Raw genomic sequence first — 22,497 nt, 5'->3', positions numbered from 1 at the left:
TGCCGACGCGCATGATGCGCCGGTACCGCCCGCCGCGTGACCGGCCTCTTTCAGGGGCCGGCCGGGAGGGAAACTAGCCCTGGTGGAAGATCGCGGCGTTCCACTGGGCGACCCACTTACCATCGCCGAAGTTGAGGTTGGCCGTACATTTACCGGTGTCGCCGTCACACTTCAGAGCCGTGACCGGCACCGGCGCCGCAGCACTGCGGACCGACGGCGAACCGGACTCCACCGCCTGATGGAAGATGGACGCGCTCCACTGCGCGACCCACCTGTTGTCGCCGAACTGGAGATTGGCCGTGCACTTGCCGGTGTCGCCGTCACACTTCAGAGCCGTGACCGGCACCGGCGCCGCAGCACTGCGGACCGACGGCGAACCGGACCCCACCGCCTGATGGAAGATGGACGCGCTCCACTGCGCGACCCACCTGTTGTCGCCGAACTGGAGATTGGCCGTGCACTTGCCGGTGTCGCCGTCGCAGTTGAGCGCCGTGACCGGCACCGGCGCCGCGGCAGAACGGGGGGACGCGGGCGCCTGGGCGCCGGCCGTCGGGGCGATGGCCGAGGTGGCCAGGAGCAGGGCCCCGAGGCCCAGGAACGTACCGGTGAGCATTCGGCGAGCTGACATGTATGTCGCTTCCCTTCGACTCGGTCCGCGTGTGCGGGCGGTCAGGGAAGCACGCGGCCCTCGCGGCGGGCTCGAGCCCCGGGGTGGTGCTCCTCCGGGCCGGTGCTATCCGCCGAGCGCGGCGACGAGATCCGGAAGGCGGTCGGTGGCCGTGGCCACGCCGAGCCCGTCCATGTAGTCGCGGGTGTGGACGATCTGCCCGTCCCGGACCCGGATCACCAGGATCCCCGGGACGGTGACGGGGCGGCCGGTCGGCGCCACCGCCCCGACCACGGTCTGCTCGACGACGACCGTGCCCGCCTCCGCCGTCTCGTGGATCACCACGTCGCGGATCGTCTCGGCCCGCACGGGGCTCGCGCCCCACATCGCCCGGTAGCCCGCCCGGATCTCCTCGCGCCCGTCGAAGCGCGCGGGCAGCCCGGGGAACAGGAACGGGAACTCATGACGGGCGTCGGCCGCGTACAGGTCGGCGAGGTCGTCCGCCGACTTCTTCAGCATCGCGCGGTGGAAGCGCTCGACGATCTCACGCGGCCCTGTGGCGGGCTCGGGCGTGGCTGCGGTGGTTTCGGGCATGACGATGCGCTCCGTTCACTCACGCGGTTTCGCTCAACGTGCGTTGACTCAACGAGTGTAGAGCGAGCGCGACCCCGGTCAACAGCTGTAGAGCGATCGGTAGAGTCAGGGATATGACCGCAGCCGGACCCACCCGCGCCGAGCGCCGCCGCAACACCGAGCAGCGCATCCTCGCCGCCGCCCGCGAGCTGTTCGCCGAGCGCGGCTTCGAGCGCACGACGATCCGCGCGGTCGCGACGGCTGCACAGGTCGACCCCGCGCTGGTCATGCAGTACTTCGGCTCGAAGCAGCAGTTGTTCTCCCAGGCCGTGCGGATCTCGGTCGCAGGGACGGACGCGGGTACGGACACGGGTACGGACACGGGAGACCGGCCGCGGACCGGCGACCCCGCGGCGCTGACGGACTCGCTGCTGACCTCGCTCGGGATGAAGATCGGCGGGCTGCCGGAGGCCTCGCTGGCGATGCTGCGCTCCATGCTCACCCACCCGGAGGCGGCGGAGGCGGCCCGCGCCGCCCTCGACCATCAGATCACCGAGCTCGCGGCCGCCATGTCAGCCCTGCCCCAAGACGGGCACCAGGACCCCGCCTCCCAGGACGCCCGTCTGCACGCCGCGCTGGCCGTCGCCACCATGGTCGGGGTGACCATCGGCCATCAGCTGCTCGGCATCGACGACCTGCGCCGCGCCTCCCCCGAGGAGATCGCCGCCGCCCTGCGGCCCGCCCTCCACGCCCTGGTCAAAGGCGCTGAATGATCGTCCCGGTCGCCAGTGCGCCACCCGCGCACATCGTGATCAGCGCGAACTCCTTGTCCGCCCGCTCCAGTTCATGCAGCGCCGTGGTGATCAGACGGGCGCCGGTGGCTCCGACCGGGTGCCCCAGCGCTATCGCGCCGCCGTTGACGTTCACCTTCTCCAGGTCCTGTTCGAAGACCTGCGCCCACGACAACACCACCGACGCGAACGCCTCGTTGATCTCGACGACGTCGATGTCCTTGAGCGTCATCCCCGCCTTGCCGAGCACCGCCCGCGTCGCGTCGACCGGCCCGTCCAGGTGGTAGTGCGGGTCGGTGCCGACCAGCGCCTGGGCGACGATCCGCGCGCGCGGCTTGAGTTTCAGCGCCCGCGCCATGCGCTTGGACGCCCACATCACCGCGGCCGCGCCGTCGGAGATCTGGGAGGAGTTGCCCGCGGTGTGCACGGCGGTCGGCATCACCGGCTTGAGCCCGCCGAGCGCCTCCATGCTGGTGTCGCGCAGCCCCTCGTCCCGGTCGACGAGCCGCCACATGCCCTGCCCGGCCGCCTGCTCGTCCTCGGTCGTCGGCACCTGCACCGCGAAGGTCTCGCGCTTGAAGCGCTCCTCCGCCCACGCCCGGGCGGCCCGCTCCTGCGAGAGGAGGCCGAGGGAGTCGACCTTCTCCCGGGTGAGCCCGCGGCGGCGGGCGATCCGCTCCGCCGCCTCGAACTGGTTGGGCAGGTCGACGTTCCACTCGTCCGGAAACGGCTTGCCGGGCCCGTGCTTCGAGCCGCTGCCCAGCGGCACCCGCGACATGGCCTCGACGCCGCAGCCGATGCCGACGTCGATGACCCCGGTCGCGACCATGTTGGCCACCATGTGGTTGGCCTGCTGCGAGGAGCCGCACTGGCAGTCGACGGTCGTGGCCGCGGTCTCGTACGGTAGGCCCACGGCGAGCCAGGCGTTGCGCGCGGGGTTCATCGACTGCTCGCCGGCGTGGGTGACGGTGCCGCCGACGATCTGTTCCACACAGTCGGGCTGGATGCCGGTACGGGCGAGGAGTTCGCGGTACGTCTCACCGAGCAGATAGGCGGGGTGCAGGTTGGCGAGCGCGCCTCCGCGCTTGCCGATGGGGGTGCGTACGGCTTCGACGATGACGGGTTCCGCGGCCATGACTCGTCCGTCCTCTCCTGTTTCCGCGGGGCTCCCGGCAGCGCCCGCGACGGAACTAGTACGCGTTCTAGTTCCTCAGTCAGTCTGCTGACGCCCCGCCCGGCGACGCAAGGGGCTTGCATGCCCGTTGTTGACCCGTCCCGCGCCCGTTGTGCGCCCGCCCAGCGCAACAAAGGCGGCCATAGCACTTGCCACTTGTAGAACCCGTTACTACCTTCTCCACACTTCTGATAGGCCGTCAGATCTGGAGTGGCCGATGTCCTGCCCAGCGCTTCCCGAAGGATTCGACTTCACCGACCCCGACATCTACCAGCAGCGTCTGCCACTCCCGGAGTTCGCCCAAATGAGGCAGACCGCCAAGGTGTGGTGGATCCCCCAGCCGCACGGAGTCGCGGGCTTCAACGACGACGGGTACTGGGCCGTCACCCGCCACGCCGACGTCAAAGAGGTGTCGACCAAACCGGAGATCTTCTCCTCCCACCTCAACACCGCGATCATCCGCTTCAACGAACACATCCACCGCGACCAGATCGACGTCCAGAAGCTGATCATGCTCAATATGGACCCGCCCGAGCACACCCGGGTCCGCCAGATCGTCCAGCGCGGCTTCACCCCCCGCGCGATCCGCGCGCTGGAGGACGCCCTGCGCGACCGCGCCACACGGATCGTGGCCGGGGCCAAGGAGGAGGGCAGCGGCGACTTCGTCACCGATGTGGCCTGTGAACTGCCGCTCCAGGCCATCGCCGAGCTGATCGGCGTTCCACAGCAGGACCGCTCCAAGATCTTCGACTGGTCCAACAAGATGGTGGCGTACGACGACCCGGAGCTCGCCATCACCGAGGAGATCGGCGCGGAGTCGGCCATGGAGCTGATCTCGTACGCCATGAACCTGGCCGCCGACCGCAAGGCCTGCCCGGCCAAGGACATCGTCAGCCAGCTGGTCGCCGCGGAGGACCAGGGCAACCTCGCCTCCGACGAGTTCGGCTTCTTCGTCCTGCTCCTCGCGGTCGCGGGCAACGAGACCACGCGCAACGCCATCAGCCACGGCATGCACGCCTTCCTCACCCACCCCGACCAGTGGGAGCTGTTCAAGCGGGAGCGCCTCGCCACCGCCGCGGACGAGATCGTACGGTGGGCCACCCCGGTCATGTCCTTCCAGCGCACCGCCACCCAGGACACCGAGCTGGGCGGGCAGCGGATCGCGGCGGGCCAGCGGGTCGGCATCTTCTACTCCTCAGCCAACCACGACCCGGAGGTCTTCGACCGGCCCGAGGCCTTCGACATCACCCGTGACCCCAACCCGCACCTGGGCTTCGGCGGCGGAGGCCCGCACTTCTGCCTCGGCAAGAGCCTCGCGGAGCTGGAGATCCGCCTCATCTTCAACGCGATCGCGGACGCCATGCCGGACATCCGGCTCGCGGGCGATCCGAGGCGGCTGCGGTCGCCGTGGCTGAACGGGATCAAAGAGTTGCAGGTGACATACGGCTGACCGCCAGTGACCCGTGGCTCGCTCCCCGCCCGGGAGTGCCGCTGTGGCCCCGGCCGGGGGCACACTGTCCGCCATGAACGACACGAGCGGCACGCCCGGCGCACAGCACGAGTACGAGCTTCGAAGACTCTTCGACTTCATCGCCTTCACGGCCCGGCTGCGGGAGGTCGAGCGCCCCAACAACGCCACCCCGGCGCGCAAGGAGAGCGTCGCCGAGCACTCCTGGCACCTCGCGATGGTCAGCTGGACACTGCACGCCGAGTTCGAGCGGGAGGCCGGGCACTGCCTCGACCTGACCAAGATGCTCAAGCTCTGTCTGATGCACGACCTGGTCGAGCTCGCTCCCGCTCCCGCTCCCGATCTCGACCCCGACTCCGACTCCGACTCCGATCCTTCAGTCGATCCCGCCGAGGACCCGTTCGCCTCGCTGCCGGGCGCGCTGCGGCCCGAGTTCCTGGCCCTGTGGCACGAGTACGAAGAGGGCCGTACGCCCGAGGCCTGCCTGGTACGCGGGGTGGACCGGCTCAACCCCGCGCTGATGCGGTACCTCACCGGCCAGGGCTGGCACGACATGCCCACCGACACCAACGCCGCCATGGACGCCGACGCCCTGGACCGGCTGCAACTCCCTCGGGTGGCCGTCAGCGAGACGCTCCGCGCGCTGTACGAGGAGGTCCGCGACGCGTCGGTGCGACGCGGGCTGCTGACCCCCGCGCCGCTGACGCCTTGACGCGTTGTCCCCTGAGACGCGTTATCCCTTGAACGGCACCTTGACGCACGCCACCCGCGCACCCGCCATACCCGCCTTGCCCTTCTCCGTGGCGGTCGCATGCTCGTGGATCACGACGGAGCGCGCCTGAGCGTCCCGGAAGCGCCAGTTCACATGGGTCATGGAGTGGGCTTCGCCATGTCCGTCGGTGGTGAAGTCCAGCCACACCTCATTGCGGGGATTGGCGTACTTCGGGTTGGTCGACGGCTGCTTCGGGTCCTTCACGTTCTGATAATGCGGACCCGAGTCATCGGGCATGGTCCCGCAGGTCTTCGTATGGACATGCACCCCGAAGGTGTGGTTCGCCTTGAGACCGCGTACCCACACCATGACCCGGGTGCCTTTGCCCTCGCCCTGCGTACCGTGCGGGCTCGGCGTACCTTGCGGGCTTGTCTGAGTGCCCTGCGGGCTGGGTGTGGTGGGCGTGTCCTGCGGGCTCGGTGTGCTCTGTGCGCCCTGGGGTGCGCCCTGGGGTGCGCCCTGCATGCGGTGGTGGCGGTACTCGTCCTTCCACTCGCCCTTCCCGTGCTGTCCGCCCAGGAACTCCACCACGACGACCTTTGCGGAGGTCGGCACCATCTTGGTGTTGTACGTCACCGCTTTGTGGTCACCGGCCTCGGCGGCCGGCGCGAACTTCGCGTGGACCACCACGAGGGGACAGGGCGGTGACACCGCAGGGGAGACCGCGACCATCGACGCCGCGGCTGCCGCCGTGACCGCCAGGGCTAGAGACATGGGGGATCACTCCTCCGAGCGTGGGCCCCCCTTGGTTGGCCCCCGGGCGCGGGCCCCGCGCCATGTCCCGCCCGGCCGGGCCCGTCTCTTTCCACGCTAGTGCCGTTCGCCACACCCTTCAACGCGAGCCCGGGCCTGCAGGCCCGACCTGTGGCTCAGCGCGAGCCCGGCCCGGCGACCTCTGTCGGCTCGGCGGCCTCGGAGACGGGCTCCTTGGACGGCCCCGGCACCGACGCGACCAGCGCGGGCGCCGCCGACACCGGCTCCCCCGGCTCCGGCTCCCCCGGCCCCCGCTTGCGGAACCTGAGCGGCCACAGCGGCCCGGCGGGCTCCTCCTTCGGCCGCTTCCCGACGCCGAGCAGCACGTACTGGAGCCCGAACCCGGCCGCCACGACCACCGCGCCGCCGACCGCGTCCAGCACCCAGTGGTTCGCCGTACCGACGATCACCGCGGTGGTCAGCAGCGGATACAACAGCCCGAGCACCTTCATCCACACGTACGGCGCCACGATCGCGATGACGACCCCGCACCACAGCGACCACCCCACATGCAGCGAGGGCATGGCCGCGTACTGGTTGGACAGCTTGGTCAGCGCGCCGAAGTCCGGATTGTCCAAGTCCTGCGGCCCGTGTGCGGTGTCGATGAAGCCGAGGCCCATCAGCCGCGGCGGGGCGGTCGGGTAGAGCCAGAAGCCGACCAGCGCGAGCATCGTGGCGAAGGCCAGCGGGGTGCGGGCCCAGCGGTAGGTGACGGGGCGGCGCAGATACAGCCAGGCCAGCAGGGACAGCGGCACCAGGAAGTGAAAGGTGCTGTAGTACCAGTTCATCGCGTCCCTCAGCCATGGCGTGTCCGCCACCACGCTGTTGAACCAGTGCTCGATGTCAATGCTCAGCCACTTCTCGGCCGTGAGGATCTGGTCGCCATGGCTCTCCGCGAGGGTCCGCGAGTCGGGGGCGTGCGCGCGGATGAACGAGTACCCGAAGTAGCCGATACGGATGAACATCAGCTCGAGCATCAGGTTCGGGCGGGACAGCGGCCGTCGCACGAAGCGCAGCAACGGCACCCAGGCGAAGCGCCCCTGGACCGGTTCCGAGACCGGCGTCGGGGCCGGGCTGTCCCATGCCGGGGAGGTACGGGACAGGAAGGGCACCAGACAGGCGGCGGCCAGGGCCGCCAGCAGCGGTGCGTTATATCCGATATGCCCAAGAATTTCGATATCGGGCAGCAGCGCACGGCGGTTGAGAGTCATCACCAGCACCACCAGCACCGGCCACACCAGCCGGTCCGTGGCGCGCTTGCCGACCCGCCCGACAACGGCCAGCAGGATCCACAGCTGCTGGTACTGCCAGGACGTGGGCGAAATCGCCAGCGCCACGCTGCCGGTGATAGCCGCCGCCAGCAGCAACTGCCCGTCCTTGGCGTAGTGCGCGGCGCGCCGCAGACCGACCACGGCCACCGCCACCGCGAGCACCGCCAGCAGCGCCAGCTCGGCCGGGCCCGAAAGACCCATCCGCAGCAGCAGCCCGTGCAGGGACTGGTTGGCCAGGCCGTCCGCGGGCGCGCCGAGCCCGGCGCCGCCGAAGTGGTGAATCCAGTACGTCCACGAGTCGTGCGGCATCACCGCCCAGGCCAGCGCGGAGCAGGCGGCGAAGGTGGCGCCCGCGAGGGCCGCCGCGCGCCGCCGCCCGATGAGCCACAGGACCACCGCGAACAGCAGCAGCGCGGGCTGTAGCGCCGCGGCCACGCCGAGGAGTACGCCCGCCTGCCGCCCGGAGGTCCTGGGCCACACGGTGAGCAGCACCAGCAGCACCGGGATGATGCTGGTCTGGCCGAGCGTGAAGGTGTTCCGTACGGGCAGGGACAGCACCAGCAGGCTGATCGCGACGGGCGCGGCGAGCAGCGCGGTGCGCCGGGAGACCGGGCCGGGCAGGGAGCGGGCCGCGACCAGGCCGAGCACCACGACCAGCAGCAGGGTGCCGAAGGTCCAGGCGTAGCCGAGGCTCTGCTCGGCGGCGCGCGTCAGCGGTTTGAGCACCAGCCCGGAGAAGGGCGTCCCGGTGAACGCGTCCCCGTCGTACAGCGACCCGCTCACATGCAGGACGCCCCGCTCACCGATCCAGGTCTCGAGGTCGGTCAGCCGCTCGTCGGGTGGCAGCCGCAGCACCGCCGCGGCCTGACGGACGGCCAGCACCCCGGCGAGGAGCCACAGCGCTCCCAGCACCAGGATGTTTCGTGACGTCCGCGCCCCGGCGGCACCAGGGCCCGGCCTCGTGCCCGGGGTTCTCCCCAGTCCGCTTCGCTCCACGTTCGCCACGCCCTGCCGCTCCCCCACTCGCCCTCGTCACTCGGTCCGGATGTTTGAGACCTTACTGAGCCCTGTACTCAGACGCGGAATACCCCCTCGTCACCTGACCGCCGTCGAGGGTTGTCCGAAAAGTACCGCTCAGTCGACCGGATGAGTCCGTGAGGTCCATCCCAATTCCACCAGGGGTCGGGTCCGCGCCGCGAATCAGACCCGCGGCACGGACCGGACGTCCTCCCCCAACAGCCGTGGATCACCACGAGAGGTGGATCACCACTGGCAGTGGACGTGGGTGGAGTGCCCGGCGTCTCCGGGGCCGAGCACGAGGACGGCCCCATAGGACCGGCAGGCCCGCATGAACTTCTTGGCGTTGTTGTAGCCCGCCCCACTGGTGCTGACCCGCTTGCCGTTGACCGTGCCGACGTCGAAGGCCCGGCCCGCGTAGTGCTTGGAGCCGCGCGAGTGACTGCCGCCCGCAACCTCGGTGACCCTGAAGGTGAACCTCTTCGCGGTGTTCAGCTTCAGCATCGAGTTCAGCATGCTCTTGTTGAGCGTGACCGATCCGCCGGGGGCCGTGCCGTAGCTGCTGCGCTTGGCCTTCCGCCCGGCGGCGGTGTCCACGATGTTCTGCTTGGCGTTCGCCTTGTCCGGGTGGCCGCTGTCGTGCGTGGTGGCCAGGGTGATGCCCCGGTGGTTGAGGATCGACTTCGCGATGGCGGGGCGCGAGGCGGCCTCCGCCGTGGTCGCCGAGGCCATGACGGCCAGCGAGGAGGCCACGACGGCGGAGATCATGAGAGGCGTGCGCTTCATCGGTGATTCCCTCCGGATACGGTGATGCGGCCGACCGATCGACCGCCGCGAATCCACGGTCCCGGTGGGGCCATGCGGGAATCTTGCGCGTTTCTTGAATGGCCAACCAGGCGCAGGCATACGAGATGAAAGAGGAGGAACACCGATGCCCCCCACGCACGGTACATCTGTGGATATTCCCACTCCGGACGGCACCGCCGATGGCTATCTGGCCCACCCCGACGACGACAGCCCCCATCCCGCGGTCCTGCTCTACATGGACATCTTCGGGCCGCGCCCGCACCTGTGGAAGATGGCCGACCGGCTGGCCGAGGCGGGCTACACCGTGCTCGTCCCCCACGTCTTCTACCGCCACGGCCGCGCCCCGCTCGTAGAGCTCCCCGACTTCATCGACTTCGCCACGCGCCCCGATCTCTTCCCGCAGCTCATGCCCTTCCTCCAGGCACTCACCCCCGAGGCGGCCATGCGTGACGCCGACGCCTACCTGCGGTGGCTGGCCGCCTGCCCGCAGGCCACGGACGGACCCGTCGGCGTCACCGGCTACTGCATGGGCGCCCGCCTGGCCCTGCGTACGGCCGGCACCTTCCCCGACCGGGTCGCGGCGATGGCCGGCTTCCACGGCGGCGACCTGGCCACCGAGGCCCCCGACAGCCCGCACCTGGTCGCCGACCGCATCACCGCCGAGCTGTACTTCGGCCACGCCGACCAGGACTCCTCGATGCCGCCCGAGCAGATGGAACGCCTCGACGCGGCACTCACCGCCGCGGGCGTGCGCCACCACAGCGAGGTCTATCCGGACGCGCACCACGGCTACACCCAGGCGGACACCGCCGCCTACAACGCCGACGGGGACAAGCGCCACTGGACCGCGCTTCTGGACCTCTTCGGCCGTACGCTCTGACCGCCCCCTCCGGTGTGTCTCGCGTCACATCGCCGGATCGAGCGGGCGCGATGACTTCGGCGCGGCTCGGCGGTCTTTATCTCCGTAAGCCCCGCAACGACCAGGAGGAGCGAGTCCCGTGCGCATCGTGATCAGTGAGTTCATCAGCCTGGACGGCGTGGTACAGGCACCGGGCAGCCCCGAGGAGGACACCGAGGGCGGCTTCGCACACGGCGGCTGGACCCACCCGTTCTTCGACCCGGAGGTGGTGGGCGGCGCCTTCGCGGACGCGATGTCCAAGGCCGACGCGCTGCTGTTCGGGCGCCGCACCTGGCAGATGATGGCCGCGGCGTGGCCCGAGCGGGCCGGCGACCCGTTCGCCGATCAGATGAACTCCATCCGGAAGTACGTGGTCTCCAAGACCCTGGGCGACGACCAGCTGACCTGGGACAACACCACCCGCATCGGCGGCGACGAGGCCGTCGCCCGCATCCGCGAGCTGCACGGCGCCGAAGGCGGCGACCTGTTGGTCATGGGCAGCCCCACGCTCGTCCGCACCCTCCTGCACGAGGGCCTGTTCGACGAGCTCCTGCTGATGCGCATGCCGGTGATCCTCGGCGGCGGAAAGACGATCTTCCCCGGCGACGGTGCGCTGCGCACGCTGGAACTGGTCTCCTCGGTCACCAGCGGCACGGGCGTGCAGGTGTGCACGTACCGGCCAGCCGCCGGTTAATCCGTCCGAACGAGAACGGCACCGGCCTCGGTCCCGCGGCCGTGCTCGGCGCCTGAGACGACTCCGTACCAGGAGTGGACGCCTTGCCGTGAGCGGACACCTTGCCGGAAGGTGCGGTGGTGTCGTCGTCGCCACACCCGGTCACCACGCCGAGCGCCAGTCCCCTCGCGGCCACTTGCCGCTTGATCATGAGCACAGATCCTTCCATCAGCGACCTCCCGCACCGTGGGGAGCCCCAGAGGGGCGCGGTACGTGGTCGCGGACTTGCTCCGCTTCGGCGCGGCGCCCCCACCGTGCACGATGCGCGAGGACCAGATCAACGCCGGGGCTGTCACAGGCCGGTGCCGACCGACGGCCCGCGCCGGTTGACCGTGATCCCTACAATCCCGGTGGTATGAAGCCGCCACCCGTTCCCCTGCTGTCCACCACGTCTCCCTACAGCTCCGTGGAGGACTTCGCCGTCGTCGACGTCGCCGGTCACCCGCTGGTGGTCTGTGCCTGCAACCACTCGGCCGCCGTGTGGTCCTTGCCCGATGGCCGGTGGACCGATCACAAGCTGGTGGACGAGGTGGAGGTGACCTCGATGGCCGCCACCGTCGTCGGGGAGCGGATCGTGGTCGGCGGCGGCGGGGAGCATCAGGGCTTCGCGCAGTGGTACCTCGAAAGCGGCGCCGTACGAAGCGCGGAGCGGGACGATCTGGGCGGCGTGGCCTCGGCGACCACGGTGGAGCTGGACGGCCGCACATGGTTCGCCGGCGGCGGCACCGGCTCGGTGATCCTGCTCTCGGACCCTGTGGAAGACGTCGCCCCTGAGGAAGAGGACCCCGAGTCCATAGAGCTGATCCTCTCCGACCACGGCTCGTACGCCGGCGTCGGCGCCCTCGCGGCAGGCAGCCTGGGGCACCGCTCCTCCCTGGTCTCCGGCAGCTGGGACGGCGAGGTGTGGGTGTGGGACGTCCGTGAAGAGGCCCCCGTGACGACGTTCGAACAGCTCGACATGGCCGTCGAGGGAGTCGCCCTGGTGACCGTGAACGACCACCCGCGCGTGGTAGCCGCCGGAGGTACGACCCTCCTCCTCGGCGACCCCGCCACCGGCCGGTGGCTGCAACAGCTCCCCGCGTCGGCTGGCGAGGGCGGCGACATCACCTGCCTGGACGTCGCGTCGGTGAAGGGCCGTCAGGTGGCCGTCACCGGCGCCGACGACGGCACCGTCCACATCTGGGACCTCACCAACGGGGGCCCGGCGGGAGCTCCCTTCACCGCCCACACCGGCGAAATCCAAGCCATCCACATCACCGAACTGGACGCCCGCACCGTCATCATCACCGCGGGCCACCACGACGAGCTCCGAGTCTGGCCCCTCGACATAGCGTAACCGTGTCAGAGGCAGATTTCGTCACCGGCCAGTACAGCTGAGGCAGGATGGACCCATGAGCATCGTGAAGATCAATGTGCTGACGGTCCCCGAGGAGCAGCGCGAGGTGCTGGAGAAGCGCTTCGCCTCACGGGCCGGGACGGTCGAGAGTTCCGACGGCTTCGAGTGGTTTGAGCTGCTGCGTCCCGTCGAGGGGACTGACTCGTACCTGGTCTACACCAGGTGGCGCAGCGAGGAGGACTTCCAGGCATGGATGGAGGGCCCGATGAAGGCGGCCCACCAGCGCGGCGGTGAGGGCGCGCCGCAGCAGAAGCCGGCCGCCTCCGGCTCGACGCTGTGGTCCTTCGAGGTCGTGCAGCAGACCGGACCCAAGCAAGGTTGACACGCGACCCTCGCAAACATCGCCGGCCGAATGATGCGAGGTGACCGCCGCTTCATACGAGGTGGCGGTCTTCTCGTATCGGGTGGCGATGCCTTTGCCGTGGGTTCACCCGGCAGTTGGTGTGGAGGTATTGGGCAGTGCCGTTCGTGAAGTCGTAGATCGCGACCGTCTGGGTGTCTTCCAACGGATCCGCCGCCGGCATCAGGAAATGGGTCTCGCTCACCGGGAGCAGCTCATATCTGATGCGGTCCGGCTTTTGGAGGAACTCTGCCTGCATCGGGTCGAGGACCAGGGTCAGGTACAGCCTTCCGTCTTCGGCCGACACCTCGTACCGTGCGCCGGGGCGCCCGTAGACGCCTTCGTACCTGGACAGGTCGAGGTTCAACGTCGTGTCCGGTGCGGGCAGGTCCGGGATGGCAACCGTGCCGAGGTCGGTGAGGATTTCGTTGAACACCGTGCGATAGAAGCTCTCCCGCGGTCCGCCGTTGGTCAGCATCGCAATGGCGGTGTTCGAGTCCGGCAGGAGCCGCAGCCGGGCGTTCTGGCCGATCGTACTGCCGTCGGTCGCGTAGACGGTTTCGCCGTGCCAGTCACACACGATGAGGCCGAGCGCCCATGCCGGCCCGAACATGTGCGGATCCGGTACGGGCACCCGCGAATGCATCATCTCTCGAATACTCTCGGCCGAGACGATTCGCTTTCCACTTGGCGCCGTGCCTTTGTTGAGGAGGACGTGCGCCATGGCGAGCACCTCCCGGGAAGTGGAGGTGACGTTTCCGCCGGGGCCGAATGCGCGTGGCAGGTAGGGCACCGGTGTGACGATGGGGCCCTCTTCCAGGGAACGGATCAGGTGCCCGGTCGCGGTCCGGGCTTCGTCGACCTGCTCGTGCCAGCTGTTCGTGCTGGTCAGGCCCATGGGTTCGAAGAGGCGGTGCCGCATGATGTCGTCCCAGTGTGCGCCGTCGTGCACCTCCAGGATCCGCGCGAGAATCGCGTAACCCAGCGCCGCGCTGTAACCGTGGGTGTGGCCCAGCGGGAAGACCTGGGGTGCGTCGGCGATGTTCTCGACCATGCGCGCGTAGACGTCCTCGTCTTCGCCAGGGTCGCCATAGGCTTCCTCGATACCGTTGGTGTGGTACAGCAGGTGACGAGGGGTGACCTTTGCGGTTGCCTCGGGATCGGCCACCGCGAAGCCGGGCAGATACGTCCGCACCGGCTGGTCGAGGTCGACTTTCCCTTCGTCGACGAGTTGCATGAAGGCCAGCGCGGTCCACGTCTTGGTCATGGAGCCACATTGGTAGACGGTGTCCGTCGTCGCGGGTTCCCGCGTTTCCACGTTCTTGACGCCGACCGCGAGTTCGGTGAGCTCTCCGTCGTGGAGCACGCCGATCGCGGCGCTGGGGATTGCGTATTCCGCCAGGAGTTCGGCGACCCGGGCCTGGATCCGTGGTACGTCGAGCGTCATCGCGGGAGACCGACCGCGTTCGCGGCGTCCGCTTCGAAGTACTCCGTCGTGGCGTAGGCGCCGGCGTATGCCTCGAAGAAGTCCCGGACACCATCGATGGAGTCGTGGGCGATGATGTTCACCGCCTTGGCTCCGTCCTTGCTCGCGACCGCCAGCTTCCACGTGGCGCCCTTGGGGAGTTCGGCGTGTGCCTTCTTCAGCCCGCTCCAGAACTTGCCGTCGTCCGAGACTGTCGACACGGCCATCACGTACATCTTGGATCCTCTCTTTCCGGACGAGGAAAAGCTACGTTGCGTTTTAGATTGCGTCAACGGAATGGGCGAGCAAATACCCACTGAGCCCTGGATCGTTGCAACAGGATTGCGGATGAACGCAATTCCCTCAATCGAGTCGTTGCAATGTACTGTTGCTGAACGCAAGGAGAGGAGTCACATCGGTGCCAGGAGGCAGACTGACCTACGAGGACCGCCGGCGAATCGCGGCGTGGCTGGCCGAAGGGCTCGGGTACGCCGAGATCGGCCGTCGGCTCGGCCGACCGACGTCCACGATCAGTCGCGAGGTCGCGCACAACGGCGCACCCGGCCACTATGCGGCCGACCACGCGCAGCAGGTCTCCAGCCACCGTGCCCGCCGGCGCAAGCCGGCCCAGCCCGCCGAGCCGGCGACCGACGAGCAGCCGACCGAGGTGGTGAGCGGCTTCGTGGACCAGTTCGCGACGCTTCTGGCCGCGACCGGCCTGCCCCGAATGACCTCCCGGGTTTTCATATGCCTGCTCACCGCTGACGCCGACGGCCTGACGGCAGCCGACCTGGTGCGCCGGCTGCACGTCAGCCCTGCGTCGGTATCCAAGTCCATCGGCTACCTCGAGACGATGGAACTGGTGGTGCGCCAACCGGATCCCGGCAGGCGCCGCGAGCGGTACGTCATCGACGACGACGCCTGGCTCCGGGCGTGGCAAGCCGACACCGGCGCACACGCCGAAATCGCGACTGCCGCACAGCGAGGCATCGAGATCTTCGGCGCCGAGACGACCGTCGGCGCCCGACTCGGCACGATGGGCCAGTTCTTCGGCCGGCTCAGCGAGCAGATGCGCGGCAGCGACCTCACCGAAACCGCCGTGTACGACGCGCTGACCGTGCTCGCCGCCCTCATGCACGCCGACCGACCGCTCACCCTGAGCACACTGGCCACCGCGCTCGACTGGCCCCGGGGTCGCGCCACCGCCGCCCTGGACGCGATCCAACGGCAACCCGCCATCGCCGATCCCCTCGCCCTGAGGACCGTCGGACCCCAGACGTACGCCCTCACCACGAGACCGGACCGCCTCAGCCCGGCGCAACGCAAAGCACTCGACCAGTAGGTCGCGCCAACGGCTCGATGCCGGTGAAGTACCCGTCCGCCAGGTTGCACCGAGCGGCCACCTGGCAGGATGCCTGGCGTGACGAGAGCCGAGGAGCAGGAGAAACACCGTCAGGCGGGCTCGTTCGGAGCCGCAGCGGACGCCTATGAGCGTGGCCGCCCGCCCTACCCGCCGGAGGCGGTGGCCTGGCTGGTGCCCGAGGGCGCACGGACCGTGGTTGATCTCGGCGCAGGCACCGGCAAGCTGACCCGTGCGCTGCGGGCCCCGGGCCGGGAGGTCGTCGCGGTGGAGCCCTCGGCCGGGATGCGCGAGCAGTTCTCCCACGTGCTTCCTGATGTGCGGGCTCTGGAAGGGACAGGGGAGTCGATCCCGCTGCCCGACTCGAGCGTGGACACCCTGGTCTGCGCGCAGGCGTGGCACTGGGTGGACCTGGAGCGGGCGGTCCCGGAAGCTGCCCGGGTGCTGCGCCCAGGCGGGCGGCTGGGCCTGGTGTGGAACTTCCGGGATGTGTCGGTGCCCTGGGTCGCAGAGCTGGACCGGATCCTGCGCGGCTGCGCCGCGGCGCCGACGGAAGACCGTCAGGTGGAGGGCGTGAGCGCGCCGTTCGGGCCCGTCGAGCGGCAGGACTTCCGCTGGAGCCATCCGATGACGGCCGGAGGGGTCATGGACATGGTCGCCTCCCGCAGCTACGTGATCACTCTGGAGCCCGCAGCGCGGGAGGAATTGCTGGTGCGGGTCCGCGCGCTGCTGGAGGCAGAGCGTCCGATGGAAATGCCCTATGTGACTGAGTGTTATCGAGCTGAGCTCAGATTGCCATGACCGGGAAGTCCGTCAGGATTGGTCAGCTTGCGGACATCGAAAGGATTTCCCGCCCCCGCTCGTCGGTGATCATCTCGGCGAGTATGGGGTTGGCGAACAGCAGCACGGGGGCTATGTGGTCCTCATGCCGCGGCCGCCATAGCCGTATCGCCTCCTTCAGTTCGGGCCAGGCCGCGTCCATGAGCTGTCGCTGACGCTCCCGCGCCCGGTCGTAGTCGCCGAAGGGGTCGTGCACTTCGACGTTGGCGGGAGCGCCGTCTTCCGATTCCTTGCTGATGAGGACCGTGGAGGCGGTCAGGGTTGGCATTTCCACGCGAATGGCGGGCTGGCCGTCCACCCATATCCGTTCGTAGGTCGCGTTCCGTCGCTGCTCCTCATACGGGTCCCGGACCTGGAACGCGGGGTCGGCGGTCAGCCGGTCCACGATGCGGTGGACAGCGGCGTCGAATTTCGCGTTCCCGAAGGAGAGTCGGAAGTCAGGGGCGGCGCGGCGGGCCTCATGGTCGGCGATGAGTGACCGCAGCCATTCCGGGCCGTTCTCCTTGGAGAATCGCAGCGTGGACCATCCGTGTGGCAGATCGCGAGTGCGGTCCTCTTCGAAGACAAGGGGCAGCAACTCCGGCTCAAATATGGGATGTTGCAGGATATCGGGATGGTGCGCGTAGTTCACGACACGGCTGATATTTGTCTTCTGCTCACCGCCGCCGAGCATGGTCAGCATCTGGAACCGCAGCAGCAGCGCACGCTCGTTACCGAATTCTTCCGCCTCGGCCAACGCCTCCAACGGCCCCTCGATTTCACCCTTGAGAGCGGCGAGCCGGGCCTCTTCCACCTTGGTGTCCCAGCGGTCCTTGGTCTCCCCCTCCGGTTTCCGCAAAGCATGGAAAGACTTGTACTGGTGGTATATCAAATCGTAGAAGGAGTCGAAAGGCTCCAGCCCGCATCCCGACCACGAAGCGAGCCAGTAAGCGGTCCATTCCCCGTGCTCATTCACGTCCCCCGGGTCAAGGAAGATATCCGCCGCGTCACCGTCGAGCGAGATGAGCAGAGAACGCCGCAGCACCTTCGCCTCGTCGATCACGTCCTGGTCCTCCTCTTCTTCCTCCTCCTCTTCTTCCCCCTCTTCTTCCTCCTCGCTCTCTGCGTCGTCCTCCGCGAGTTCGTCGTAGATCTCGATCAGGTACGACCGGTCGGAATCGGCCAGCCACTCCAGCTCGGCCGTTCCGGCCAGCCGGTAGATGAAACAGCCCGCATCCCGCCACCCGTTGGTGACCGCCAGGAATTCGCGCAGCGACGCCGGCAGGGTGCGGCCCAGGCGGGCCTCGGCCGCCGCGATCTCCTCCTCGCTCGCCGGGGCGAAGCCGAGCCAGCGGTCACGCACCACCTCCTCGTCCAACTCGCCGTCATTCTCGGGGTCGTGGCTGTCGATCCACTCCTCGCTCCACTGCTGGAGGAACGGACGCCACTGCTCGCGGTTCACCGGTGTGCTCCCTCGCCTCGAGGCCACTGCGACAGGACAAGGACAGCACGGGGGTATGACAACGCCCGGAGCGGATGGGGCGGGGACCTTGGTCGGTCCCCGCCCCGTCCCGCCTCCTCAGCTCACAGCAGTACGCCTGCCCACAGCGGCACATGGTCGGAGTGCAGGGCCTTGGTGGCGTCCGCCCACGTCACCTCCACGGTGGGCGGCACGTAGAGCGCGTCCATCTTCATGCCACTGTTGTGGGTGCTCTCACCGGAGCGGCAGTAGGTGAACGCCGGCCAGCCGGCCGGGCCCGGGGCCTCGGTGGACTCCTTGATGTCGTTGCCGCAGGGGCTGTCGACCTCCTTGAACTCGCCCTCCGCGCCCCGCTGATAGCCCGGCGCGTAGAAATGATCGGCCGCCGCGGAGAGCGGGTCGTCGTTGAAGTCGCCCCCCAGGAACTTCGTGTACCCGAGGTAGGCGTCCCGAAGGACTTCGCGCGCCTTGGACGCCTCCGCGATGCGCAAGTCCCGGTCGTCATACGTCAGATGCACGGAGCAGGCGACCAGCCGCTTGGCCTCCGACCTGACACAGAGCATTTCGCGGCGCTCCTTCTCCGCATACTCCCGCGCCTTTTCCACGTCCCCGAGCCGCAGTTGATCGTCGATGACGTAGCGCGTCAGCGGGTAGGACTCGACCGGCTGGTCCGGGGCGACCCCGAAGACGTCCTTGCGGATGACGAGACCGTTGCCGAACGGCACTGACCCGTGTTTGCAGGTGGCGTCCGCGAGCTGGTCGGCCGGCCGGTACGGGTCGGGGTCGCCGCGCTTCACCGCGTCGAAGAAGACGGCGTACTCACCGTTCTGGCCCGGTCCGCCGCCCAGACGGTCGCGGAGCGTTGCGCTCCAGTCCGCGCAGCCTTCCTGTACGGCGACGAAGGCCGGACGGCGCTCCTGGACGCTGCGCACCAGCGCCTCGGGAGCCTCCACCCCCTTGACGCCATGTTCGTCGTTGCCGCCCGCCATGTTGAACGTACCGATCTGGTACTCGGTGCGGACTGTCGCGGCAGGCGGGTCCAGGTCCTGCGCGAGGGCGGTGGACGCCGGGGTGGCCATCGCCCAGGAGAGCAGGACAGCGGTGAGGGCGAGCGCCCTGCGGGCACGCATGCGTATGGTCATCGGTTTCCCCTCCGTCTTCGTTCGTCTTCGTCTTCGTTCGTCTTCGTTCGTTTTCGTTTCCGCTGCTTCAGGCCGTCGGGGTGACGCGGCCCTTGAGCATCCAGTGGTCGCTGAACTTCTCTCCGGCCGGGAAGAAGTAGCCGGGGAATTCCACGCTCGCGCCGAGCAGGTCCCAGCCGTAGTCGCTGAAGAAGACGTGGTCGAGCTTCTGCCACCGCGAAGGGAACGTCGGCCACTTCATGTTCACGTCGGCCTCGAAGTTGCCGTCGTACAGCGGTTGGAGGGGCTTGGTGTCCGGCGTCGCGTTCAGGTCGCCGCCGATGATCGTCCGGTAGCCCTGGGCCTGGAGGTGAACGGTCTGGTCCCGGAAGTTGCGCCCGCTGGTGCGGCGGCTCGTGCCGTCCGGGTCCGCCTTCTCGTTCTGGAAGTGGCTGCTGCACGCGAACAGCAGATTGCCGGTGTCCTTGATGCACGCCGCGCCCTGCTGCGGATCCTGGACGAACGTCATGTTCACCGGCTGCAGTTCGCTGCCGGGCAGCTTCTTCATGGCCACGAGCACGCCGGCCAGGTCGCGCCGTCCCCCGGCCTGGATGCGCTGGTCGTTGCCCTGCTCGTCGTCGGCGAGGAGGGGGCTGGGGGTCTCGCCCGGCGGCAGGCCGCGCGTGTCCGCGGAGCAGGGGGTGAGATCGTTCGGGTCCTGTGGCGTGCTGGTGTTGGGAGCGGCGCGGAACTGGACCTGCCACTGGTCCCCCAGTCGCTCCTGGAGCGGTTCGGCGTGCAGCCCCAGGCAGACTTCCTGGAGCATGACGACCGTCACGCCCGGGTCATCCCTGACGGCTTTGGCGACCAGGTCGACCTTCTCTTGCGGCTTGTCCCAGGCGACGCACCCTTGGTAGCCGCCGCACACGTTCCAGCTCAGGGCGGTGACCTGGCGCGGCAGATTCGGCGCCTCCGCCGCTGTGGCCGTGCCGCTGGACGTCAGCAGCAGGGCGGCGAACAGGGGTACGGCCGCTGCGCGGCAGACACGGGAGAGGGAAATCGGCACGGCGGGACCTCCGTTGGCCTGGGACGACTGATGCCGTCACACTGCCCGCGGGTCCGTTTGTCCGCCCGTAGCGAGCGAGAAACAGCAGGTCGGAATGTGGACAACCCGGGTTTGTCCGCGGACAAAGCGTTCTGGCGGACAAGGTGTTCTCAGCGATCAGCTGAATCCCGGAGCGGACGTGACGCGGCGGCTACGCTCGCTCGGATGATCACTACTTGGGAATCCACGGCGGCGGGCGTGTTGCGGCTGCCCTCGGGCCGACTCGTACGGGGCAGGGGGCTGCGCCGCCCCCTGCCGGCCGGGCCGGAGCCCGGCTTCGCGCTGTATCTGCTGGGCAAGGAACCGCCCGCCGTGTCCTGGGAGGCCCGCTGGGTCCGCTGGCCGGACTTCCGGCTGCCGTCCGACCGTGCCGCGGCCGGGGAGGCGCTGCGCGAGGCGTGGGAGCGTGCCGGGAGCGAACGCGTCGAGGTCGCCTGCGGCGGCGGGGTCGGGCGTACCGGCACGGCGCTGGCCTGCCTCGCCGTGCTGGACGGGGTGCCGGGCCACGAGGCGGTCGGCTACGTCCGCGAGCACTACGTGTCGCGCGCGGTGGAGACGCCCTGGCAACGCCGTTTCGTGGCCCGCTTCGCGCCGTGACACGCGCTGACGTCCGCCGCCTCCGGAGCGCCTTGTCGGGGCGCGCCGGAGGCGGCGGACGTCGGGACGGGTGAGCGCTCAGACGTTCAGCAGCCGCTCCAGGACGTTGCGGTAGCCGCGCATGGCCAGCCGCAGTTCCTCCGTCCGTACGCTGCCCGACTCGTCCTCGTGCCAGGCGTCGCGGAGCGCACGGCGACGGTCGGCCAGGAGGTCGGTGAGGCGGCCGGACAACTCGTCGAGGAGCAGATCGGCCTCTTCCACGGCGCCGCGCGGGGCGTCCACGAAGCCGCTGGTCGCGTGCCGCAGGCGGTGGGCCAGCTCGTCGTGCTCGCTCGGTGGGAGGACCGGGAACGTGGGGCCGTTGGGGATGGCTCCTGTGGCTCCTGTGGCTCCTGTGGCTCCTTTCGGGGCGCTCGGGGCGCTCGGGGCGCTTGAGGTCTTGGTCGTGGCTCCGGCGCGCGGAGGGGCGGTCGCCTCAGGACGCTCGGTCATCAGACGTCACCCCGCCCCAGGTCCCCGCCACGCATCGCCCACGGCGTGTGCGTACGCGGCCGCGTGCCGAGCCAGTTGCGTGTGCCGCCGCCTCGCTGGTGGTGCTTCTGGGCGGTGCCGTGGCCGTCGTCGCCGTGGTGCGGCGGCTTGACCAGGTCCTCGAAGAGAACTCTGGCGTGCACCACGGCCTCGCGCAGCTCCTCGGTGTCCGCCCGGCCCTCGCGGGCCCGCAGGGCCGCGGCGTGGAGCTGGCGGTAGCCCTGCACACTGTCCGCGTGGTGCACGGACAGAGCCGCGACCTGCTCGTCGTAGCGGTCGGAGGGGAAGCCGCGATCGTGGGCGAGACGGGCCAGCAACTGGTCGGCGTCGGCCGCGGCGCGGGTCGGCTGCTCGATGAACTCCTCCTGCATCCCGGCCCATTCGGCCACATACCGCTCGCGCACCTCGCCGGACAGCGGCCGGGTCCTGAGGTGGCCGTGCTGCCGCACCCGCTCGTCGAGCTCCCGCTCCGCCGCTCGTGTGTCGCCCGCATGGCGGGCGACGGTCAGGTCGTACTCGGGTCCGAAGCGGCGTCGCAGAGCGCGGTTCCGACCTCCATGGCGCGCTCGGGCGATTCCCGCGGCGAGCGCGGCGACGAGGAGGACGACAGCGACAACCACGCTAATGGTCACGCCAGTTGACATGGTCTGCTCCTGCCTTCCGCCGGTGCCCCGTTCCGTACCGGGGCTGGTTCCTGCCGGGTTGCCCGGTTCGCGACGCACAAACTCACGAACGCCCAGCGGGCGTTAACTCAGGTGCCTCCTCGTACGGCAGCTGTCAGGATGCCCGCCATGAGCAGCACGCCCCGCACCCGCGCGCCCTGGACGGTCGCCCCGCACCCGGTCGAAGACCCCGTCTCGGCCGGGCTGCTGCGCGAGTACCTGGTCGATGTCGCCGACCGCTGGTACGAGCTCTACGAGGGGCGTTCCACGACCCCTGAGGAGATCGACAAGCACCTCGCCGAGATGCCGAGCGACGACCTCACCCCGCCGCACGGCGCGTTCCTGGTGGCCCACCACGGCGGCGAGCTCGCCGGCTGCGCGGGCGTGCGGCTGCTGGACGGCGGCCGTACGGCCGAGCTCAAGCGGATGTTCGTACGGCCGGCCAAGCGCGGCCTGGGCGCGGGCGGCGTACTCCTCGCGGCGGTCGAGACGGCCGCGCGCGAGCTGGGCGCCGGGCGGATCGTGCTGGAGACGCGGCTGGACCTGACCGAGGCACGGGCCCTGTACGCGCGGCACGGGTACGCGGACGTCCCGCCGTTCTGCGAGGGGCCGTACACGGAGGTCTGGCTGGGCAAGGAGCTCGGCGACCGCGTCGCCGGCTGACCCCCGGGAGCAGGCCGGCGCGTCGGGTGCGCCGGGAGCGGCCGTCCCTTCGCCGGGCGTGCGCACCTCCGCCGGGAGCAGCAGCCCTCGCCGA

Annotated in this window: 24 protein-coding genes; 11 read left to right on the top strand and 13 right to left on the bottom strand. The window is 69.5% G+C overall.

Translation table 11 applies throughout. The annotated features are described in order from the left end of the window. Positions 1 to 73: 73 nt before the first annotated feature. Positions 74 to 613 (bottom strand): hypothetical protein, encoded by a 540-nt coding sequence (locus ACWY4P_RS37855; RefSeq protein ID WP_456205069.1) that lies wholly within the window; start codon positions 611 to 613, stop codon positions 74 to 76. Between the two features lie 120 nt (positions 614 to 733). Beyond that, positions 734 to 1,201, bottom strand: coding sequence for a nuclear transport factor 2 family protein (locus ACWY4P_RS37850; RefSeq protein ID WP_456205068.1), 468 nt, complete (start codon positions 1,199 to 1,201; stop codon positions 734 to 736). Positions 1,202 to 1,314: 113 nt separating this feature from the next. On the opposite strand from ACWY4P_RS37850, the gene ACWY4P_RS37845 reads away from it, so the two are divergent. Then, entirely contained in the window at positions 1,315 to 1,953 is a 639-nt protein-coding gene (locus tag ACWY4P_RS37845) for a TetR/AcrR family transcriptional regulator (protein ID WP_456205067.1), read from the top strand. Here ACWY4P_RS37845 and ACWY4P_RS37840 read toward each other — a convergent pair. Then, the gene (locus ACWY4P_RS37840; protein WP_456205066.1) at positions 1,937 to 3,106 is read right to left on the bottom strand and encodes a steroid 3-ketoacyl-CoA thiolase; all 1,170 of its coding nucleotides are present in this window, start codon (positions 3,104 to 3,106) and stop codon (positions 1,937 to 1,939) included. The two genes, ACWY4P_RS37845 and ACWY4P_RS37840, sit on opposite strands and share 17 nt — an antisense overlap. A gap of 256 nt (positions 3,107 to 3,362) precedes the next feature. Here ACWY4P_RS37840 and ACWY4P_RS37835 point away from each other — a divergent pair, with 256 nt between their 5' ends. Together ACWY4P_RS37835 and ACWY4P_RS37830 are read left to right on the top strand one after the other, a co-directional pair. After that, the gene (locus ACWY4P_RS37835; RefSeq protein ID WP_456205065.1) at positions 3,363 to 4,595 is read left to right on the top strand and encodes a cytochrome P450; all 1,233 of its coding nucleotides are present in this window, start codon (positions 3,363 to 3,365) and stop codon (positions 4,593 to 4,595) included. Between the two features lie 73 nt (positions 4,596 to 4,668). Next, entirely contained in the window at positions 4,669 to 5,325 is a 657-nt protein-coding gene (locus tag ACWY4P_RS37830; RefSeq protein ID WP_456205064.1) for an HD domain-containing protein, read from the top strand. 21 nt (positions 5,326 to 5,346) lie between these two features. On the opposite strand, the gene ACWY4P_RS37825 is transcribed toward ACWY4P_RS37830, so the two are convergent. From ACWY4P_RS37825 to ACWY4P_RS37815, 3 genes are all read right to left on the bottom strand, one after another. Next, positions 5,347 to 6,099 (bottom strand): superoxide dismutase family protein, encoded by a 753-nt coding sequence (locus tag ACWY4P_RS37825; protein ID WP_456205063.1) that lies wholly within the window; start codon positions 6,097 to 6,099, stop codon positions 5,347 to 5,349. Between the two features lie 155 nt (positions 6,100 to 6,254). After that, entirely contained in the window at positions 6,255 to 8,321 is a 2,067-nt protein-coding gene (locus ACWY4P_RS37820) for a bifunctional glycosyltransferase 87/phosphatase PAP2 family protein (RefSeq protein ID WP_456205062.1), read from the bottom strand. Between the two features lie 351 nt (positions 8,322 to 8,672). Next, the gene (locus ACWY4P_RS37815) at positions 8,673 to 9,212 is read right to left on the bottom strand and encodes a hypothetical protein (protein ID WP_456205061.1); all 540 of its coding nucleotides are present in this window, start codon (positions 9,210 to 9,212) and stop codon (positions 8,673 to 8,675) included. A 145-nt stretch (positions 9,213 to 9,357) separates the two neighbouring features. Here ACWY4P_RS37815 and ACWY4P_RS37810 point away from each other — a divergent pair, with 145 nt between their 5' ends. The 4 genes from ACWY4P_RS37810 to ACWY4P_RS37795 all read left to right on the top strand — a co-directional run bounded on the left by ACWY4P_RS37810 (position 9,358) and on the right by ACWY4P_RS37795 (position 12,582). After that, the gene (locus tag ACWY4P_RS37810; RefSeq protein WP_456205060.1) at positions 9,358 to 10,113 is read left to right on the top strand and encodes a dienelactone hydrolase family protein; all 756 of its coding nucleotides are present in this window, start codon (positions 9,358 to 9,360) and stop codon (positions 10,111 to 10,113) included. Positions 10,114 to 10,231: 118 nt separating this feature from the next. Continuing rightward, the gene (locus ACWY4P_RS37805) at positions 10,232 to 10,825 is read left to right on the top strand and encodes a dihydrofolate reductase family protein (protein ID WP_456205059.1); all 594 of its coding nucleotides are present in this window, start codon (positions 10,232 to 10,234) and stop codon (positions 10,823 to 10,825) included. A 394-nt stretch (positions 10,826 to 11,219) separates the two neighbouring features. Then, on the top strand, positions 11,220 to 12,200 hold the full coding sequence (locus ACWY4P_RS37800; protein WP_456205058.1) for a WD40 repeat domain-containing protein: 981 nt from the start codon (positions 11,220 to 11,222) through the stop codon (positions 12,198 to 12,200). A 55-nt stretch (positions 12,201 to 12,255) separates the two neighbouring features. Further along, the gene (locus ACWY4P_RS37795) at positions 12,256 to 12,582 is read left to right on the top strand and encodes an antibiotic biosynthesis monooxygenase family protein (protein ID WP_456205057.1); all 327 of its coding nucleotides are present in this window, start codon (positions 12,256 to 12,258) and stop codon (positions 12,580 to 12,582) included. A 52-nt stretch (positions 12,583 to 12,634) separates the two neighbouring features. Here the strand turns inward: ACWY4P_RS37795 and ACWY4P_RS37790 are convergent, their stop codons facing one another. Together ACWY4P_RS37790 and ACWY4P_RS37785 are read right to left on the bottom strand one after the other, a co-directional pair. Continuing rightward, on the bottom strand, positions 12,635 to 14,047 hold the full coding sequence (locus tag ACWY4P_RS37790) for a serine hydrolase (RefSeq protein WP_456205056.1): 1,413 nt from the start codon (positions 14,045 to 14,047) through the stop codon (positions 12,635 to 12,637). Beyond that, the gene (locus ACWY4P_RS37785; RefSeq protein WP_456205055.1) at positions 14,044 to 14,292 is read right to left on the bottom strand and encodes a hypothetical protein; all 249 of its coding nucleotides are present in this window, start codon (positions 14,290 to 14,292) and stop codon (positions 14,044 to 14,046) included. The genes ACWY4P_RS37790 and ACWY4P_RS37785 overlap by 4 nt, the downstream gene beginning before the upstream one ends. Before the next feature lie 191 nt (positions 14,293 to 14,483). Here ACWY4P_RS37785 and ACWY4P_RS37780 point away from each other — a divergent pair, with 191 nt between their 5' ends. Both ACWY4P_RS37780 and ACWY4P_RS37775 read left to right on the top strand, forming a co-directional pair. Next, a complete protein-coding gene (locus tag ACWY4P_RS37780; RefSeq protein WP_456205054.1) occupies positions 14,484 to 15,407 on the top strand; it encodes a MarR family transcriptional regulator in 924 nt (307 codons plus the stop codon). Positions 15,408 to 15,485: 78 nt separating this feature from the next. Beyond that, complete coding sequence (locus ACWY4P_RS37775) at positions 15,486 to 16,226, top strand: class I SAM-dependent methyltransferase (protein ID WP_456205053.1); 741 nt, start codon at positions 15,486 to 15,488, stop codon at positions 16,224 to 16,226. A 22-nt stretch (positions 16,227 to 16,248) separates the two neighbouring features. Here ACWY4P_RS37775 and ACWY4P_RS37770 read toward each other — a convergent pair whose 3' ends face one another. The 3 genes from ACWY4P_RS37770 to ACWY4P_RS37760 form a co-directional block, all read right to left on the bottom strand. Next, positions 16,249 to 17,706 carry an SMI1/KNR4 family protein gene (locus tag ACWY4P_RS37770; protein WP_456205052.1) on the bottom strand — a complete coding sequence of 486 codons (1,458 nt, stop codon included), beginning with the start codon at positions 17,704 to 17,706 and terminating at the stop codon, positions 16,249 to 16,251. A 122-nt stretch (positions 17,707 to 17,828) separates the two neighbouring features. Beyond that, positions 17,829 to 18,866, bottom strand: coding sequence for an endonuclease/exonuclease/phosphatase family protein (locus tag ACWY4P_RS37765; RefSeq protein WP_456205051.1), 1,038 nt, complete (start codon positions 18,864 to 18,866; stop codon positions 17,829 to 17,831). 67 nt (positions 18,867 to 18,933) lie between these two features. Then, positions 18,934 to 19,911, bottom strand: coding sequence for an endonuclease/exonuclease/phosphatase family protein (locus tag ACWY4P_RS37760; RefSeq protein ID WP_456205050.1), 978 nt, complete (start codon positions 19,909 to 19,911; stop codon positions 18,934 to 18,936). Positions 19,912 to 20,115: 204 nt separating this feature from the next. Here ACWY4P_RS37760 and ACWY4P_RS37755 point away from each other — a divergent pair, with 204 nt between their 5' ends. After that, positions 20,116 to 20,547: a protein-tyrosine phosphatase family protein gene (locus ACWY4P_RS37755; RefSeq protein ID WP_456205049.1), complete on the top strand. Its 432-nt coding sequence runs from the start codon at positions 20,116 to 20,118 to the stop codon at positions 20,545 to 20,547. A 78-nt stretch (positions 20,548 to 20,625) separates the two neighbouring features. Here the strand turns inward: ACWY4P_RS37755 and ACWY4P_RS37750 are convergent, their stop codons facing one another. Both ACWY4P_RS37750 and ACWY4P_RS37745 read right to left on the bottom strand, forming a co-directional pair. Continuing rightward, positions 20,626 to 21,039 carry a hypothetical protein gene (locus ACWY4P_RS37750; protein ID WP_456205048.1) on the bottom strand — a complete coding sequence of 138 codons (414 nt, stop codon included), beginning with the start codon at positions 21,037 to 21,039 and terminating at the stop codon, positions 20,626 to 20,628. Beyond that, the gene (locus tag ACWY4P_RS37745; protein ID WP_456205047.1) at positions 21,039 to 21,722 is read right to left on the bottom strand and encodes a hypothetical protein; all 684 of its coding nucleotides are present in this window, start codon (positions 21,720 to 21,722) and stop codon (positions 21,039 to 21,041) included. The genes ACWY4P_RS37750 and ACWY4P_RS37745 overlap by 1 nt, the downstream gene beginning before the upstream one ends. A 147-nt stretch (positions 21,723 to 21,869) precedes the next feature. On the opposite strand from ACWY4P_RS37745, the gene ACWY4P_RS37740 reads away from it, so the two are divergent. Next, the gene (locus ACWY4P_RS37740) at positions 21,870 to 22,403 is read left to right on the top strand and encodes a GNAT family N-acetyltransferase (RefSeq protein ID WP_456205046.1); all 534 of its coding nucleotides are present in this window, start codon (positions 21,870 to 21,872) and stop codon (positions 22,401 to 22,403) included. Positions 22,404 to 22,497 lie beyond the last annotated feature (94 nt).

The sequence above is a fragment of the Streptomyces sp. LZ34 genome, assembly GCF_053890475.1.
The sequence above is the reverse complement of the archived record's forward strand: the minus strand, read 5'-3'. Positions and strand labels throughout refer to the sequence as shown.